This window comes from Pseudomonas sp. 2957 (assembly GCF_031456345.1).
Taxonomy (GTDB): domain Bacteria; phylum Pseudomonadota; class Gammaproteobacteria; order Pseudomonadales; family Pseudomonadaceae; genus Aquipseudomonas; species Aquipseudomonas siliginis.
In genome coordinates, this window is the sequence record NZ_JAVDUL010000003.1 from 278,665 (window position 1) to 294,523 (window position 15,859).

The following is a 15,859-nucleotide window of genomic DNA, read 5'->3' on the forward strand; positions in this document are numbered from 1 at the left end:
GGTTATGGGGTCGAGCAATCTGCCGCCGGAAAATCAGCGGTGGGTTCGCGCAGATCGACTCAGGCTAATCAGGCTCTCTTGCGCCGACGGGAACGTCTGCACCGGGCCTTTGGGTGGAGCAAATGGTTGGTATCGTTAGCTCGCTAAGTTAACCCAGCATTAACAAAAAAGCCCTGCACTTTTTCATCAGTGCAGGGCTTTTGATGGCGTCAGGCAAGCGTAGCCTCAATACCGATTGGGCTCCATTTCCAGTTCGACATGAAACCGTTCGGCGATGTCTTTCTGGATACGTTGCGCCAGGTCGAGCAGTTGCAGGCCGGTGGCCGTGCCGTAGTTGACCAGCACCAGCGCCTGCAACTTGTGCACGCCGGCGTCGCCATCGCGAAAACCCTTCCAGCCGGCGCGTTCGATCAGCCAGCCAGCGGCCAGTTTCATCTGCCCGTCCGCTTGCGGGTAAGCCACCAGATCCGGGTGCTGCGCTTTGATCTGCGTGACCACAGCGGCAGGCACCAGCGGATTCTTGAAGAAGCTGCCGGCATTGCCGAGCACCGCCGGGTCCGGCAGTTTTTCGCTGCGGATGCTACAGATGGCGCGGCTGACATCGGTGGGCGTCGGCTGCTCGATGCCCTGCTCGCTCAGGCGCTGACGGACCGGGCCGTATTCCAGATGCAGGTGCGCTGCGCGATCAAGCGTGAAGCGCACCCGCAGGATCAGCCAACGTCCCGGCTGCTGCTTGAACAGGCTGTCGCGGTAGCCGAAGTTGCAGTCTTCCAGACTGAAATCACGCAGTTCGCCGCTCTCGCGGTCCAGCGCGGTCAGGCCGGCGAAGACATCCTTGATCTCGATACCATAGGCACCGATGTTCTGCATCGGCGCGGCGCCGACGGTACCAGGGATCAGGCTGAGGTTTTCCAGCCCGGCCAAACCCTGGGCCAGCGTGTGCTGCACGAACGGATGCCACGGTTCGCCCGCTTCCGCCTCGACCACCACGCGACTGCCATCGTCGCTGAGCACGCGGATGCCGCGCGTGGCCATGCGCAATACCAACGCCGGAATATCCGCCGTCAGCAGCAAGTTGCTGCCGCCGCCGATCACCAGCAACGGCACGTCATGGGACGCGGCACAGGCCAGCGCTTCGCGGACATCGTCATCGCTGTGGGCTTCGGCAAACAGCTGCGCGCGCACATCGACGCCGAACGTATTGAAGGCCTGCAACGATACTTGCGGTTGCACCTGCAAACTCATAAACGGCCCTTCACTTCGATCAGCAACTGGTCGCAGGCCGCTTCGATCAGATCGAGCACCTGCTCGAAACCCTGATCGCCGTCGTAATACGGGTCCGGCACTTCATCGACCAGCCCGGCATAACGACGCAGGAACAGATCCAGCTCGGCCCTGCCGGTGGATGGCTGCAAAGCCTTGAGGTTGCGCAGGTTGCTGTTGTCCATGGCGAGGATCAGGTCGTAGCTGGCGAAGTCGGCCCGACTGACCTGCTGCGCGCGTTGCGTCGACAGGTCATAACCGCGCAGTTTCGCCGCCGCCTGGCTGCGCTTGTCCGGCGGGTTGCCGACGTGCCAGTCACCGGTGCCGGCGGAGGCCACTTCGACCACATCCGCCAGCCCGGCTTCACGCAACTTGTGGCGCAACACGCCTTCGGCGGTGGGCGAACGGCAGATGTTGCCCAAACACACAAACAGAACGCGCATCAGGCCCCCAGCAGGCGACGAACCCGCTCAAGGTCTTCGACGGTGTCGACACCGGTCGGCGGCGCGATCAGCGCGTCGGCAACATGGATACGCACGCCGTGCCACAAGGCACGCAGTTGCTCAAGGGATTCGGTGTTTTCCAGCCAGCACGGCCCCCAGTTCACGAAGTCGTGGAGGAACCCGGCGCGATAGGCATAAATACCGATGTGGCGACGATAGGGCACGCCTTCCGGCAGCTGCTCGCGGCTCTTGGCAAATGCATCGCGTGCCCATGGCAAGGTTGCACGACTGAACGTCAGGGCCAGACCGTTGATATCGCTGGAAACCTTCACAACGTTCGGGTTGAACAGGGTTTCCACGTCTTCGATCGGCTCGGCCAGCGTGGCCATGCGCGCTTCGGTGTGAGCGGCCAGGTTAGCGGCGACCTGATCAATCACGCTTGGCGGAATCAGCGGCTCATCGCCCTGGACGTTGACCACGATCGCATCAGGCGCAAGACCGAGTTTCGCTGCGACCTCGGCCAGACGATCAGTGCCGGAGTTGTGATCTTCACGGGTCAGCACCACTTCGGCGCCAAAGCTTTTGCACGCCTCGACGATGCGCGCATCGTCAGTCGCGACAACCACACGGCTGGCGCTGCTTTTGCTCGCCTGTTCCCAGACATGCTGGATCATCGGCTTGCCGGCAATATCCAGCAACGGCTTGCCCGGCAGACGGGTCGAGGCGAACCGCGACGGGATGACAACGGTGAAGGCTGTGGTCATTTATCCAGGCGCTCGTCGGTGGTCAGGGTGCGCGCTTCGCTTTCCAGCATCACCGGGATGCCGTCGCGGATCGGATACGCCAGACCGGCGCCCTTGCTGATCAGTTCGGTCTTGTCGGCACTGAGCTTGAGCGGGCCTTTGCACACGGGGCAAGCGAGGATGTCGAGCAGTTTGGTGTCCATGAACATTCCCAGAAATAAAAGAGTTAAGGCAGCAGACGATCCGGCAACAGGCGCATCAGCTGGGTGTCGAACCAGGCCACGAAGGCCGGCGACGGCACGGCGTCGACCGCCAGATACCACCAGTCGGCAGCAGCAAAGGCACGGCACTTCACCGCGTCCTTTTCGGTCATCACCAACGGCAATGACGGGGTGAAATTCAACGCCTGCACGCTGTACTCGGCGTGGTCGGCAAACGCATGCGGGACTGGCCGCCAGTCTAGCGCTTCGAGGGTATTGAAGAAACGTTGCGGGTTGCCGATCCCGGCCACCGCGTGCAGCGCTTGCCCCGGCGGGAAATGCTCCAGTGACTGACGTTCGCCGCTGCGCAGATTGACCAGGGCCGTGGGTTGCAGGCGGAAGGCGAAACCATCGTTGCGATCATCAAGGGCACCGTTGAACAGTACGCCATCGACACTTTGCAGGCGCTCGACCGGCTCACGCAACGGCCCGGCCGGCAGACAGCGCTGATTGCCCAGTCCGCGCGCGGCATCGATCAGCACCAGCTCCAGATCCCGCGCGAGGCGATAATGCTGCATGCCGTCGTCAGACAGAATCAGGTCCAGCGGCTCACTGGCAATCAAAGCTTTGACGGCGGCGCTGCGATCAGGATCGATCATCAGCGGCACGCCGGTGCGCTGGACGATCAGCAGCGGCTCGTCACCGGCAACCTCGGCGCTGTGCTCGGCCTCGACCCGCCACGGCAGGTGCGGCGGTTTGGCGCCATAACCGCGACTGACCACGCCAACGCGCAGTCCACGGCGTCGGCAATGCTCAATCAGCCAGAGAATCATCGGCGTCTTGCCGGTGCCACCGACGGTGATATTGCCGACCACGATCAGCGGCACGGGCGATTGGTAGATCTCTCCGTCACCGTCGAGAAAGCGCTGACGCTTGTTGATCACCACGCGGCGATACAGCATTTCCAGCGGCCGCAGCAGCGTCAGGGCCGGATGCCCCTGATACCACGCGGCGAGCAGGCGATCGGACAGGCTCATCAGGATTTCGGCGCCGCCTCGACCGTGGTCATGCGCAGATGGCTGAAACCGAGCTTGCCGGCCGCGTCCATGGCAGTGATCACCGATTGATGCTGGGCCTTGCCATCGGCACTGATCGACAGCGGCATGTTGGTGTCGCCGTTGGATTCTTTCTGCATGGCTTCCATCAGCGTCGCCAGATCATTCTTCGGCAGAATCTTGTTGTTCACCGAGAACACGCCTTCGGCACTGATCGCGACATCCAGCTGTTTGACCTGCTGATCTTCGGCGGGCGAACCGCTGACCGCTTCCGGCAGATCCACGCGCAGCTGGGTTTCCCGAGTGAAAGTGGTAGTCACCACGAAAAACAGCAGCAGGATAAACACCACGTCGATCAGCGACGCGAGGTTGATGTCCACGGTTTCCCGGGGCTTGCGACGGAATTTCACGCTTTGCCCTCGGCCAGGTCGACATCACGGTCGCCCTGCACCACTTCCACCAGTTTGATCGCTTCCTGCTCCATGCCGACCACCAGCTCGTCGATACGACGTTGCAGGAAGCGGTGGAAGAACACCGCCGGAATACCGACCATCAGGCCCGCTGCGGTCGTGATCAGCGCTTTGGAAATACCGCCGGCCAGTACCGAGGCATTGGTGGTCATGCCAGAGCCGGTGAAGGCACTGAAAATATCGATCATGCCCAACACGGTGCCGAGCAGGCCGAGCAGCGGCGCCATGGCGGCGATGGTGCCGAGGGCGTTGATGTAGCGTTCGAGTTCATGAATGACCCGCGCGGCGGCCTCTTCGATGCACTCTTTCATGATCTCGCGACCATGCTTGGAATTGGCCAGGCCTGCGGCGAGGATTTCCCCCAGCGGCGAGTTGGCGCGCAATTCCTTGAGTTTTTCCTTGTTGAGCTGCTTGTCCTTGATCCAGACCCAGACCTGACCCAGCAGATGCTCGGGGGTGACGCGACTGGCGCGCAGTGTCCACAGGCGCTCGGCGACGATCGCCATGGCCGCGATGGAACTCAGAATGATCGGCAACATCATCCAGCCGCCGGATTTGACCAATTCCCACACAGTGACAGTCCCCTCGAAAAAGTGCGCCACTTTACCATACCGATCCGCGATTAAGACCCGCCGCCCCGACGACCGTGAGGTGGCACCCATGCTGGCACCGATCAACGGCCCGGGACCGGCGGATCGCGCCAGAAACGCCGCTGTTGCCGCATCGTCCACGGCGGCTTGAAGCTGCCCAGTTGCAAATGAATGGCACCTTGTTCGGCGCTGTCGTAGATGCGCAGACCTTGCTTGCGGTAGCGCGCCAGCACGGTGGGATGCGGATGACCGAAGGAGTTGCCGGGGCCACGGGAGATCAGCACTGATTCCGGCTGCAAGGCTTTCAACAGCGCCATCGACGATGAACTGCGACTGCCGTGATGTGGCGATTGCAGCCACTGCGTCGGCACGGCCAGTGGGCTGTCGAGCAGAACGCGCTCGGCGTGAATGTCGATGTCGCCGGTGAGCAGCAGGCGTTCACCGTTGGCTTCGATCTGCAATACACAGGAGCGCTGGTTGCTGTCATCGGCCGCCGACCATTGCCAGAGCTGGAACTGCACGCCATCCCACTGCCACTGTTCGCCACTTGCGCAGGCTTCGGCGTTCAGCTCCGGCGGCAGGTTTGGCGGATCGCCGCTGACCACGCGGTGCACGTTCAATCCACGCATGACCGCCCGGGCGCCGCCAGCGTGATCGGCGTCAGCGTGGCTGAGCAGCATCAGGTCGAGCTGTTGCACGTTGAGTTTGCGTAACGCTGGCAACACCACTCGTTCGCCGATATCGAAATCGCCGAAGCGCGGGCCGGCGTCATAGAGCAGTGCATGATGTCGCGTGCGCACAAGAATCGCCAAGCCTTGGCCGACGTCGATTTGCCAGACATCGGCTCGCCTTTCTTCTATTCGCTCTTGAGGCGGCCATATCAAAAGCAACATCAGCGGCCAGCCCAATGGACGCATCGGCACGCCACGGGGAAACAGCAATAAAATCGCGCCAAGGCTGCCCAGGATCAACGCCCAGAGTGGAATGGCGGCTGGTATCCACGCCGGCCATTGCCCGGCAATCAGCGCCAGCCCGATAAACAGCCAGTCGATCAAACCACCGGCCAGCCACAACAGTCCTTCGCCAACATAAGGCACGGGCAGCAATAGCGTGCCGAGCAATGCCGGCGGCAGCACCACGAGGCTGACCCACGGAACGGCCAGCAGATTGGCTACAGGCCCGCTGACGCTGATGGGCAAGCTCAGCGCCAGCAACACCGGACACAAGCCGATCGCGATCAGCCACTGCGCGCGGGTCCAGGTCTGCCACCAGCGCCAGGCCCCAAGCCGCCCGCCGAAAGTGAAGATCAACACTGCCACCGCCGCGAAGGACAGCCAGAAGCCGGGACGCAAACTGGCCAGTGGATCAAGCAGCAGCACGCCATTGAACGCCAGCAATAACGGCCACCACGCGCCGAGATGGCGAAAACGCAGGCGCCACAACAATACCAGCGCCACCATCACGCAGGCGCGCTGCACCGGCACATCGAACCCGGCGAGCAAGCCGTAACCCAGCGCCGCCGCGAATGCCAGGCCACACGCGCACGGCAACCAGGGCCAGCGCAACGGCCAGATTCCGAAACGCGCCAGCCCGGCAACCAGCAGATACATCACTGCGGCGAGCAAACCGATGTGCTGGCCGGAGATCACCAGCAGATGCACGGTGCCGGTGTCTTGCAGTACCTGCCAATCCTCGCGACTGAGCCCAGAGCCATCACCGAGCACCAGCGCTGCCAGCGCGCCCTCGCGTCCTTGCGCATCCACCGCCAGCAGGCGTTGGCGAACGCCGTCGCGCCATGCATGCCGGGCCTCAGCCAGGCGCTGGCCATCCTTGATCGTGCCGGTTGCGCCGATCCGTTGCGCGAGCAGCCAGGCCTCGTAGTCGAAGGCGTGCGGGTTGAGCAGGCCACCCGGGCGCTTCAACTTCACCGCCAGACGCCATCGCTCACCACTATTGACCGGCGGCCCGGCGTACCAGGCCAGGCGCAGCAGCGACGGCAGCTTTTCGTGGCGTGAACGCGCATCAGCCAGCTCGAAACGCACCACGCCATCGCTGTGTTGCGGCAAACCGACCACGCGCCCTTCGAGCCAACGGGTTTCGCCGTCGAGGCTCGGTGGCAAGCGGTCATTTAGCGCCCACTGCGCGCCAACGCAGGCCCAGGTAAAGCCAAACAGCAAAAACGCCAATGGAAAGCTGCGAAACGGCAGCAACATCAGCGCCACCATTGGCAGCACCAGCAACCAACCGACCGGCGGCAAGGCCGGCAAAAAAACCGGGGCCAGCAGACCGACTGCCAGCGCCATCATCCCTGTGCGCATATGCCCGTCCTTGAGAGTCCCCCCACTAGGCATAGCCGGTCTGCGGCACCACCGTCGTCAACAATTGTCACAAAGTCTGAATGGGCGGTTCGTAGAATCCAGACATACTTGCCGCCTTAACCGACCGAGAAGCCCTATGCCCCGGCGCTTATTCAAACGTTACATGCCCGACCCGACGAGCATCAGGGAACACAAATCCTTACGCTTTCTCGGCACGTTGCTGCATGACCCGAACCTCTGGCATCTCAACCGCCACTCGGTCGCCCGGGCGATGGCGGTCGGCCTGTTTGCGGCGTTCCTGCCGATCCCGGCACAGATGCTGGTAGCGGCGGCATTGGCGGTGATGGTGCGCGGCAATATGCCAATCGCGGTGAGCCTGGTCTGGCTGACCAATCCGATCACCATGCCGGCGGTGTTTTTCTGCACCTACCAGGCCGGGGCGTTCCTGATGGATGTGCCGGCGCGGCATCTGCCGGACGAGTTGACCTGGGAATGGATCAGCGGTGAGCTGTCGACATTGTGGCAGCCGTTTTTATTGGGCTCGGTGGTTGTCGGCCTGGTGCTGGGCGTCCTCGCCTATTTTCTGGTGATGCTTTACTGGCGCTGGTGGGTGGCGCGGCAATGGCGGCGGCGCAAGCAAAGTCGGCAGAAATGAATGCAAAACGGCCTCCGCGATGGGAGGCCGTTTTTTGTTTTGTCTGGTCTGGCCCATTCGCGAGCAGGCTCGCTCCCACAGAGAACATCATTCCAATGTGGGAGCGAGCCTGCTCGCGAAGAAAGCGACGCGGTCGGGATCAGGTACGCATCCCGCGCCCGCTCACCAGCAACCGCGCACAGCCGAGATACAGCACCACGGTCGCCACCAGCATGAAGGTAATGGCGATGCCGATGCGGATATCCGAGACGCCAAGGATGCCGTAGCGGAAGGCGTTGACCATGTGCAGCACCGGGTTGGCCAGCGACACGGTCTGCCAGAACGGTGGCAGCAAAGTGATCGAGTAGAACACGCCGCCCAGGTAAGTCAGCGGGGTCAGCACAAAGGTCGGAATGATCGAAATATCATCGAAGTTGCGCGCAAACACCGCGTTGATGAAGCCCAGCAGCGAGAAGATCGTCGCGGTCAGCACCACTACCAGGATGGTCACGCCGAGGTGATGCACCTGCAGATGGGTGAAGAACAGCGACAGGATCGTCACGATCAGACCCACCGCCAGACCGCGCAATACCCCACCAATGGTGAAGCCGATCAGGATCGTGTGCGGTGACACCGGCGAGACCATCAGCTCTTCGATCGAGCGCTGGAACTTGCTGCCGAAGAAACTTGAGACCACGTTGCCGTAGGAGTTGGTGATCACTGACATCATGATCAAACCCGGCACGATGTACTCCATGTAGGTGAAGCCACCCATGTCGCCGATCTGTCGGCCGATCAGGTTGCCGAAAATCACGAAGTACAGAACCATGGTGATCGCCGGCGGCAGCAACGTCTGCGGCCAGATCCGCATGAAGCGTTTGACCTCGCGGTAGACGATGGTTTGCAGGGCGACGAGGTTGGGACCGAACTCGGAACTCATACCGCCACCTTCGACAGATTTTTCTCCACCAGGGACACGAACAACTCCTCGAGGCGATTGGTTTTGTTACGCAGGCTCAGCACTTCGATGTTCTGCTGCGCCAACTGGGTGAACAACGCCGTGATGCCCATGGATTTATCGACCTGCACTTCCAGGGTGTGGCCGTCGAGCAATCGGGCCGGGTAGCCGAGCAATTGCGGCGCAACGTGCAAGTCGTGTTTCAGGTCGAGCAAAAAGGTTTCCACGTGCAACTGGCCCAGCAACTGTTTCATGCTGGTGTTTTCGACGATGGTGCCGTGGTCGATGATGCCGATATTGCGGCACAGCTGCTCGGCCTCTTCCAGATAATGCGTGGTCAGAATGATGGTGATGCCCTTCTGATTCAGCTCGGTGAGGAAGGTCCACATCGAACGGCGCAGTTCGATATCGACGCCCGCAGTCGGCTCATCGAGGATCAGCAGACGCGGTTCGTGCACCAGTGCACGGGCGATCATCAGACGCCGTTTCATGCCGCCGGACAGCGAACGCGATGGCACATCACGCTTGTCCCACAGCCCCAGCTGGGTCAGGTACTGCTCGGCGCGTTCCTTGGCGACTTTCGCCGGAATGCCGTAGTAGCCGGCCTGGGTCACGACGATGTCGAAGGTCTTTTCGAACTGGTTGAAGTTGAATTCCTGCGGCACCACGCCGATCGAGCGCTTGAGCGCCGCCGGGTTCTTGTCCAGGTCATGGCCGAAAATATTCACGGTGCCGCTGGTCTTGTTGACCAGGGTCGAGAGGATGCCGATGGTTGTGGATTTGCCGGCGCCGTTGGGGCCGAGCAAGGCGAAAAAGTCACCTTCGGCGACGTCCAGATCGATACCACTCAAGGCCTGGAACCCGTTGCCGTAGGTTTTGGTTAGCTGCCGGATGGACAGAGCGGAACTCATATCGGATTTACGCACCAAGAAGGAAGGAAAGAAGTAAATAAGGGCGGGCGGCGAGGGAAACAACCGCGGCGCAAGTTCGCAATGGTGCTTGCCGCCGCCGCACAAGTACAGTCAAGTGTGTCGATAGTAATTATCAAGTCAACGCGGTCATGACCGCTTTCTGATAGGCCACACGCTGCTTCAAACGTTCATACCAGGCTTGCAGATGTGGTTGCGGGGCGCGCTCGATGGGCATTTCGAACCAGGCATAGATGAAACTGCCCAACGGGATGTCGCCCATGCCGATGTCATTGCCGGAGAGATAAGGCTGGCTGATCAAGGCGTGGTCGGCCATGTTCAGCAGTTCATCGCATTCCTTGATCGCGGCGTTGATCGCCTTCCAGTCCTGCTTCTCGGCAGGCGTGCGCAGCACACCCCAGAACACCGTGCGAAACGGCCCGGCGAAACTCGACGTGGTCCAGTCCATCCATTTGTCCGCCGTGGCGCGGGCTTGCGCATCCGCCGGGTACCAAGCGCTGTCTGGGGCGTGCTTGGCCAGCAGGTAGCGAACGATGGCGTTGGATTCCCAAAGCACGAAACCGTCATCCTCGATCACCGGCACCCGGCCATTGGGGTTCATCGCGCGGTACTCGGGCGTATCGACCACACCGAACGCGCCGCCGGCATCGATGGCCTCGTAAGCCAGGCCCAACTCTTCGGCAGCCCACAAGGGCTTTCTGACGTTCGATGAATTTTTTCGTCCCCAGATCTTCAGCATGACCGCCTCTTTGCAAGTGAGTGGACGGCCAGCATACGCCGGATCAGGTGCGACTCAAATCAGTCTGCATGTCGCCCAACAGCACCGGCAGTTGCTCACTGAACAGATGCGGATAGCACTTTTGCAGGTGCTCGAAGAAGAACGTTTCCGGCACATCGGTGAACTGGCCGTGATCGAGCAGATATTCCATCAACTGCGCGCCATCACGGTTGAACGGGTGGAAAACGCTGTCGTTGACCCCGTCGAATTCCAGCGCTGCGACGTTGAACAGCTCGCACAGTTGCTGGTTGAACGCCGGCGTCGCCTTGACCCAGCGGCCGTCGAGAAACAGCTCGGTGTAGCCATGCATGGCGAACACGTCGCTTTTCAGCAACTCGAGCAGACGCGGCGTCGACAAATGATTGCGCACATCGGCCAGACCGATGCGCGCCGGGATCCCGCAATGCCGGGCACAACCGGCGAGCAGCGTAGCTTTCGGCACGCAATAACTCTCCCCCGCCGCCAGTGCGTAACTGCCACACAAAGTTTGCGGATCACGACTGAAGGTGTAGGGGTTGTAGCGCACCGCCTCGCGCACGGCGTAATACAGACTGATCGCCTGCTCACGCGGATCGTTACTGGCGCCGCGATGCTGCTCGGCGAACTCCACCACCGCCGGGTGGTCACTATCGATGAAGCGGCCGGGGCTCAGATACTCGTGCATGGCGGCAATCTCCTGGATGAGTCACGAGTCTAGCGACAGCCTGAGCACAGAGATAACGACGTTTCGGCCAAACCTGAAAGCAAAGCTGCGCAGCAACGAACGATTTCCCACACGTGTTGCCCACCGAACCTACGAAAACCATCCGGGGTTTCCCACGATTTCAATCACCATGCTCTGACCACCCATATTTGCAGATGCCGTCTAAGCTCTGGAGGGTCGATTTGCCTTGGTTCACGGAGGACTGAATATGCTGTTGTTGTGGATACTGGTTTTGATCGTCGGCGTGGCGTATCTCGCCCATCGACGCATCGCCCCGCTGCCCGCGTTGGGCATCGTTGCGGCCTATCTGGTCGCCATGGGGATTTTCAGTCACGCGCCGGGCTGGCTGCTGTTTGTCTTCTGGGTCTTGTTGGCGGTGGTCGCCGCGCCATTGTTGCTGCCTGACCTGCGCCGCAAGCACTTCACCGCGCCGCTGTTCAACTGGTTCCAGAAAACCCTGCCGCCCATGTCGCAGACCGAACGCGACGCGATCGATGCCGGCACCGTGTGGTGGGACGGCGAGCTGTTCAGCGGCCGTCCGGACTGGGACAAACTGCTGTCCTATCCAAAAGTGCAACTGAGCGAAGAAGAACAAGCCTTCATCGACGGCCCGACCGAAGAACTCTGCGCGATGGTCAGCGACTGGCAGATCGGCCAGTCCATGGACCTGCCGCCCGAGGCCTGGACGCACATCATGGAACATGGCTTTTTCGCCCTGATCATTCCCAAGGAATACGGCGGCAAAGGCTTCTCGGCCTACGCTCACTCACAAGTGGCAATGAAACTGGCGACACGCAGCGGCGACCTCGCCTCTACCGTGATGGTGCCCAACTCCCTCGGCCCTGCCGAACTATTGCTGCATTACGGCACCGACGAACAACGTAATCACTACCTGCCGCGCCTGGCCCGTGGCGACGATATTCCGTGCTTCGCATTGACCGGCCCGCTGGCCGGTTCCGACGCCGGCGCGATGCCCGACACCGGGATCATCTGCAAAGGCCAGTGGGAAGGACAGGAAGTCATCGGCCTGCGCCTGAACTGGGAAAAGCGCTACATCACCCTCGGCCCGGTCGCGACTCTGCTTGGCCTGGCATTCAAGGCTTATGACCCGGATCACCTGCTCGGTGAAGAAGAGGACCTCGGCATCAGTCTGGCGCTGATCCCGACCGATACCGCAGGTGTGGAAATCGGTCGTCGTCACCTGCCGCTGGGCGCCGCGTTCATGAACGGCCCGAACTCCGGCAAGGACGTGTTCATTCCGCTGGACTACCTCATCGGTGGTCAGGAAATGCTCGGCAAAGGCTGGATGATGCTGATGAACTGCCTGTCAGTCGGGCGTTCGATCTCGCTGCCAGCCGTCGGTACCGGTGCGGCCAAGTTCACCAGTCTGGTAACCGGCCAGTACGCGCAGATTCGCGAGCAGTTCAATGTACCGCTGTCCGCTTTCGAGGGCATTCAGGAAGCCATGGCGCGCATCGGCGGTAACGCGTGGATGATGGACGCCGCCCGCATGCTCACCGCCAACGCGGTGGACCTGGGTGAAAAACCATCGGTGCTGTCGGCGATCCTCAAATACCACCTCACCGAACGCGGCCGCGAATGCATCAGCCACGCCATGGATGTGCACGGCGGCAAAGCAATCATCATGGGGCCGAACAACTATCTGGGCCGCAGCTGGAACGGCGCGCCGATCTTCATCACCGTCGAAGGCGCGAACATCCTGTCGCGCAACCTGATGATCTTCGGTCAGGGCGCGATCCGTTGCCATCCGTTCGTACTCAAGGAAATGGCCCTGGCCGGTCGCGAGGACAAGGATCAGGCACTCAAGGAATTCGACGGTCTGTTGCTCAAGCACATCGGTTTCGCCGTCAGCAATGCCGCCAGCACACTGGTGCTGAACCTCGGCCTTGGTCACTTTGAACATGCGCCGGGCGACAGGATCAGCCAAGGCTACTTCCGCGCGCTGAACCGTCAGGCCGCCGCATTCGCCATGCTCGCCGACTTCAGCATGATGCTCCTGGGCGGCGAACTGAAACGCCGCGAACGCCTGTCGGCGCGCCTCGGCGACGTGCTGAGCAACCTGTATCTGGCCTCTGCGGCGCTCAAGCGTTATCACGACCTGGATTCGCCGGCGTACATGGAGCCGCTGTTCCGCTGGGCCATGGAAGAAAGCCTCGGCCAGTCGGAGCGTGCGCTGGATGAACTGCTGAGCAACTTCCCGAACAAAGTCTTCGGCTGCCTGCTGCGGGTCATCGTCTTCCCGTTCGGGCGCCGTCACAAAGGCCCATCGGACAAACTCGGCGCCGAAGTCGCTGCGGTCATCGGTCGCGCCAAAGGCGATCCGGCCCTGGAAGAACTGCTCGCCGGCTGCTACCGCCCGCAATCGGCGGACGATGCCGTGGGCGCGCTGCAACACGCCAGCGACCTGCTCAATGCCGCGCAACCGCTCCACAAGAAACTGCACACCGCACTGAAGAGCGGCCAGGTCAAACCGGCAGCCGGCGAACACGCCATCGATGCCGCGCTGGAAGCCGGCGTGCTGCAAGCCGTCGAAGCGCAAAGCCTGCGCGACGCCGAAGCGGCCCGCCGCAAGGTGATCGACGTCGACGATTTCGCCAAAGAAGAACTGACCCAGGCAGAGGGCAAAGTCCGCTGAACCCGGTTTATGTGAAAAAACGGCGCGAGGGCTTTATACTCCCGCGCCCGTTTTGCTCTTGAGGACTTATCTCGTGTCCAACGTCGTTGCCGATCATCTCGTGTTGCTCGACCTCCTGCGCAGTATCCTGGTCGCCGTAGGTGAGGCCGAACAAGTACCCGAAGAAAGCCATGCCCTGTTCCTCGAGCGCTTCGACGAACTGCTGGCCTCCCTGCCTATCGACCCTATCGAAAGCCAATACCTGGGCCAGGACATCCTCACCCAAGTCATCACCCGCTACCCGCAAATCGCCCACCTGATACCGCGCGACCTGCTGTGGTTCTTCGCCGGCGACTGCCTGCACTACCTCTCCGACGAAGAAATCGACCTCTACCAGGCCCTCGAAGAACGCCGCTACGAAGCCGAACAGAACGACGAACCGTTTGACTGGAACCAGGAAAAACAACTGCTGGCCATGTCGGCGCAGGACAGCAAGCACTGATATTCGAACACTACTGAAAACGCCCGCATGGAGATTCCATGCGGGCCTTTTTTCAAGATCAAAAGCCCCTCACCCTAGCCCTCTCCCGGAGGGAGAGGGGACTGACCGCGCTGTTTGGATGAGGTACGTCGACCTGAATTACCGAGTCGAATGCAGATTATGAACAACCCACAAACCGGCCCCCTCTCCCTCGGGAGAGGGCTGGGGTGAGGGGAAAATTCACCACAAAAACAGCCAGACACCACCCGCCCCTCACCACTCAAAACAATGAGCGCAAGCTCGAGTACCGCTTTTGATCTTGATTCACAGGCGACGTCGGAAGGCTGAGCGGAGGGATTGATCCGGGCGTGGGAGCGCAGCGACCGTACGACGCAGTCGTACACAGCGAGTGTAGGTGCAGCGAAGCAAACCGTAGCCGCTGCGCCCGGATCGATCCCGCAGCGAAGGAACCCGAGCCTGCGAGGGCCGAACGTAGGAGCTAGCGTTTTTTGCTTACTTTTTTAGGCGCTTGTAAAAAAGTAAGTCGCCGTAAGGGCGAAACCCTAAGCAGCCGTTACCGCAGAAACGGATATTCACTCAAACCACCAGAGCATGGTCGGCCCAAAGGCCGCCAAGCCCCCCCCAAAAAAACCTCAAAGCAACCCCTCACTCTCCGGCAGCTCATACGCCACAGCCAAATTGCCACCGCCCACCGACTTCCCGGGCCTACCCAAAGTCGGCTCCTTCTGCAAACACTCCACCAGATAATCAATAAACACCCGCAACTTCGGCGGCAGATACCGCGTCGGCGAATGCAGCAACCACAACCCACCATGATAAGAGGCAAGAAACGTCCAGTCCGGCAACACCTGCACAATCAATTTCTGCTCCAACGCATAACGCGCCGTGAAATACGGCAGACTGCCAATCCCGATGTGCTGCAACACCGCCCCCAACCGCACGCCCGTGTGATTGGCGGCATAACGCCCACGCACCCCGACCGTGACAGCTTTACTGCCCTTCTTGAACTTCCAGCGCGCATCGCTCGGCGTTTCGCCCAGATAAATACAACTGTGATTGAGCAAATCGTGAGGATGCGTCGGCGTGCCGTGTTCGGCCAGGTATTGCGGCGTGGCGCAAAGCAAATGATCGATGGTCAGCAACTGCCGCCCGACCAGACCGGCCGGTGGACGATCAGTGATGCGAATTGCCAGATCGACATGATCATCGATCAGATCGACCTGACGATCTTCCAGCAGCAACTCCACATCAACCTTGGGATAGCGGCGCAGAAACTCCGGCATGTGCGGATGAATCACAAAACGCCCCACTGCTTTCGGTACGCTGACCCGCACCAGGCCTTCGGCTTCGTGGGTGAACTGACCGCTTATTTCCATCACCGACCTGGCCGCGCTGACCATTTCCTGGCAACGCTTGAACACCTCCTCACCGCCATCGCTCAAGCGCAGTTTGCGCGTGGTGCGTTGCAGCAAGCGCGTGGCCAACGCCTTTTCCAATCGGGAAATACTGCGACTGACCGCCGAGGGTGAGGAACCCATCTGCCGCGCCGCTTCGGAGAAGCTGCCGGTCTCGACAACCTTGACGAAAATCGCCATTTCACCCAGCAGCGGCAGCGGAAGATTGATGCTCACGACGCAC

The 15,859-nt window shown here is 61.1% G+C and carries 16 protein-coding genes; 3 read left to right on the plus strand and 13 right to left on the minus strand.

Annotation, left to right across the window (positions count from 1 at the left end; genetic code table 11):
* Positions 1 to 225: 225 nt before the first annotated feature.
* The 8 genes from murB to J2Y39_RS11755 form a co-directional block, all read right to left on the minus strand.
* The gene (gene murB, locus J2Y39_RS11720) at positions 226 to 1,245 is read right to left on the minus strand and encodes a UDP-N-acetylmuramate dehydrogenase (RefSeq protein WP_310217716.1); all 1,020 of its coding nucleotides are present in this window, start codon (positions 1,243 to 1,245) and stop codon (positions 226 to 228) included.
* Entirely contained in the window at positions 1,242 to 1,706 is a 465-nt protein-coding gene (locus tag J2Y39_RS11725) for a low molecular weight protein-tyrosine-phosphatase (protein WP_076563814.1), read from the minus strand. Before J2Y39_RS11725 ends, murB begins: the two co-directional genes overlap by 4 nt.
* Positions 1,706 to 2,470, minus strand: coding sequence for a 3-deoxy-manno-octulosonate cytidylyltransferase (gene kdsB, locus J2Y39_RS11730; RefSeq protein ID WP_310217720.1), 765 nt, complete (start codon positions 2,468 to 2,470; stop codon positions 1,706 to 1,708). Before kdsB ends, J2Y39_RS11725 begins: the two co-directional genes overlap by 1 nt.
* Positions 2,467 to 2,652 (minus strand): Trm112 family protein, encoded by a 186-nt coding sequence (locus tag J2Y39_RS11735; RefSeq protein ID WP_003179363.1) that lies wholly within the window; start codon positions 2,650 to 2,652, stop codon positions 2,467 to 2,469. The genes kdsB and J2Y39_RS11735 overlap by 4 nt, the downstream gene beginning before the upstream one ends.
* A 23-nt stretch (positions 2,653 to 2,675) precedes the next feature.
* Positions 2,676 to 3,686: a tetraacyldisaccharide 4'-kinase gene (lpxK, locus tag J2Y39_RS11740; RefSeq protein WP_310217723.1), complete on the minus strand. Its 1,011-nt coding sequence runs from the start codon at positions 3,684 to 3,686 to the stop codon at positions 2,676 to 2,678.
* Positions 3,686 to 4,114, minus strand: coding sequence for a biopolymer transporter ExbD (locus tag J2Y39_RS11745; protein ID WP_016771006.1), 429 nt, complete (start codon positions 4,112 to 4,114; stop codon positions 3,686 to 3,688). The genes lpxK and J2Y39_RS11745 overlap by 1 nt, the downstream gene beginning before the upstream one ends.
* Positions 4,111 to 4,746 (minus strand): MotA/TolQ/ExbB proton channel family protein, encoded by a 636-nt coding sequence (locus J2Y39_RS11750; RefSeq protein WP_016771007.1) that lies wholly within the window; start codon positions 4,744 to 4,746, stop codon positions 4,111 to 4,113. Before J2Y39_RS11750 ends, J2Y39_RS11745 begins: the two co-directional genes overlap by 4 nt.
* Before the next feature lie 101 nt (positions 4,747 to 4,847).
* Positions 4,848 to 7,082 (minus strand): DNA internalization-related competence protein ComEC/Rec2, encoded by a 2,235-nt coding sequence (locus tag J2Y39_RS11755; protein ID WP_310217726.1) that lies wholly within the window; start codon positions 7,080 to 7,082, stop codon positions 4,848 to 4,850.
* Between the two features lie 136 nt (positions 7,083 to 7,218).
* Between J2Y39_RS11755 and J2Y39_RS11760 the strand changes: the two genes are divergently transcribed.
* A complete protein-coding gene (locus J2Y39_RS11760; protein ID WP_039760200.1) occupies positions 7,219 to 7,737 on the plus strand; it encodes a DUF2062 domain-containing protein in 519 nt (172 codons plus the stop codon).
* A gap of 139 nt (positions 7,738 to 7,876) precedes the next feature.
* Here the strand turns inward: J2Y39_RS11760 and J2Y39_RS11765 are convergent, their stop codons facing one another.
* The 4 genes from J2Y39_RS11765 to J2Y39_RS11780 all read right to left on the minus strand — a co-directional run bounded on the left by J2Y39_RS11765 (position 7,877) and on the right by J2Y39_RS11780 (position 11,045).
* Positions 7,877 to 8,656, minus strand: coding sequence for an ABC transporter permease (locus J2Y39_RS11765; protein WP_056788203.1), 780 nt, complete (start codon positions 8,654 to 8,656; stop codon positions 7,877 to 7,879).
* A complete protein-coding gene (locus J2Y39_RS11770) occupies positions 8,653 to 9,585 on the minus strand; it encodes an ABC transporter ATP-binding protein (protein WP_076563818.1) in 933 nt (310 codons plus the stop codon). The genes J2Y39_RS11765 and J2Y39_RS11770 overlap by 4 nt, the downstream gene beginning before the upstream one ends.
* A gap of 133 nt (positions 9,586 to 9,718) precedes the next feature.
* The gene (locus tag J2Y39_RS11775; protein WP_305381319.1) at positions 9,719 to 10,342 is read right to left on the minus strand and encodes a glutathione S-transferase family protein; all 624 of its coding nucleotides are present in this window, start codon (positions 10,340 to 10,342) and stop codon (positions 9,719 to 9,721) included.
* Positions 10,343 to 10,385: 43 nt separating this feature from the next.
* Positions 10,386 to 11,045 (minus strand): transglutaminase family protein, encoded by a 660-nt coding sequence (locus J2Y39_RS11780; RefSeq protein ID WP_122507604.1) that lies wholly within the window; start codon positions 11,043 to 11,045, stop codon positions 10,386 to 10,388.
* Positions 11,046 to 11,292: 247 nt separating this feature from the next.
* Between J2Y39_RS11780 and J2Y39_RS11785 the strand changes: the two genes are divergently transcribed.
* Positions 11,293 to 13,740, plus strand: coding sequence for an acyl-CoA dehydrogenase (locus J2Y39_RS11785; RefSeq protein ID WP_310217735.1), 2,448 nt, complete (start codon positions 11,293 to 11,295; stop codon positions 13,738 to 13,740).
* Positions 13,741 to 13,813: 73 nt separating this feature from the next.
* Entirely contained in the window at positions 13,814 to 14,221 is a 408-nt protein-coding gene (locus J2Y39_RS11790; RefSeq protein ID WP_252882497.1) for a PA2817 family protein, read from the plus strand.
* Positions 14,222 to 14,853: 632 nt separating this feature from the next.
* Here J2Y39_RS11790 and J2Y39_RS11795 read toward each other — a convergent pair.
* Positions 14,854 to 15,852: a LysR family transcriptional regulator gene (locus J2Y39_RS11795; protein ID WP_039764152.1), complete on the minus strand. Its 999-nt coding sequence runs from the start codon at positions 15,850 to 15,852 to the stop codon at positions 14,854 to 14,856.
* Between the last annotated feature and the right edge of the window lie 7 nt (positions 15,853 to 15,859).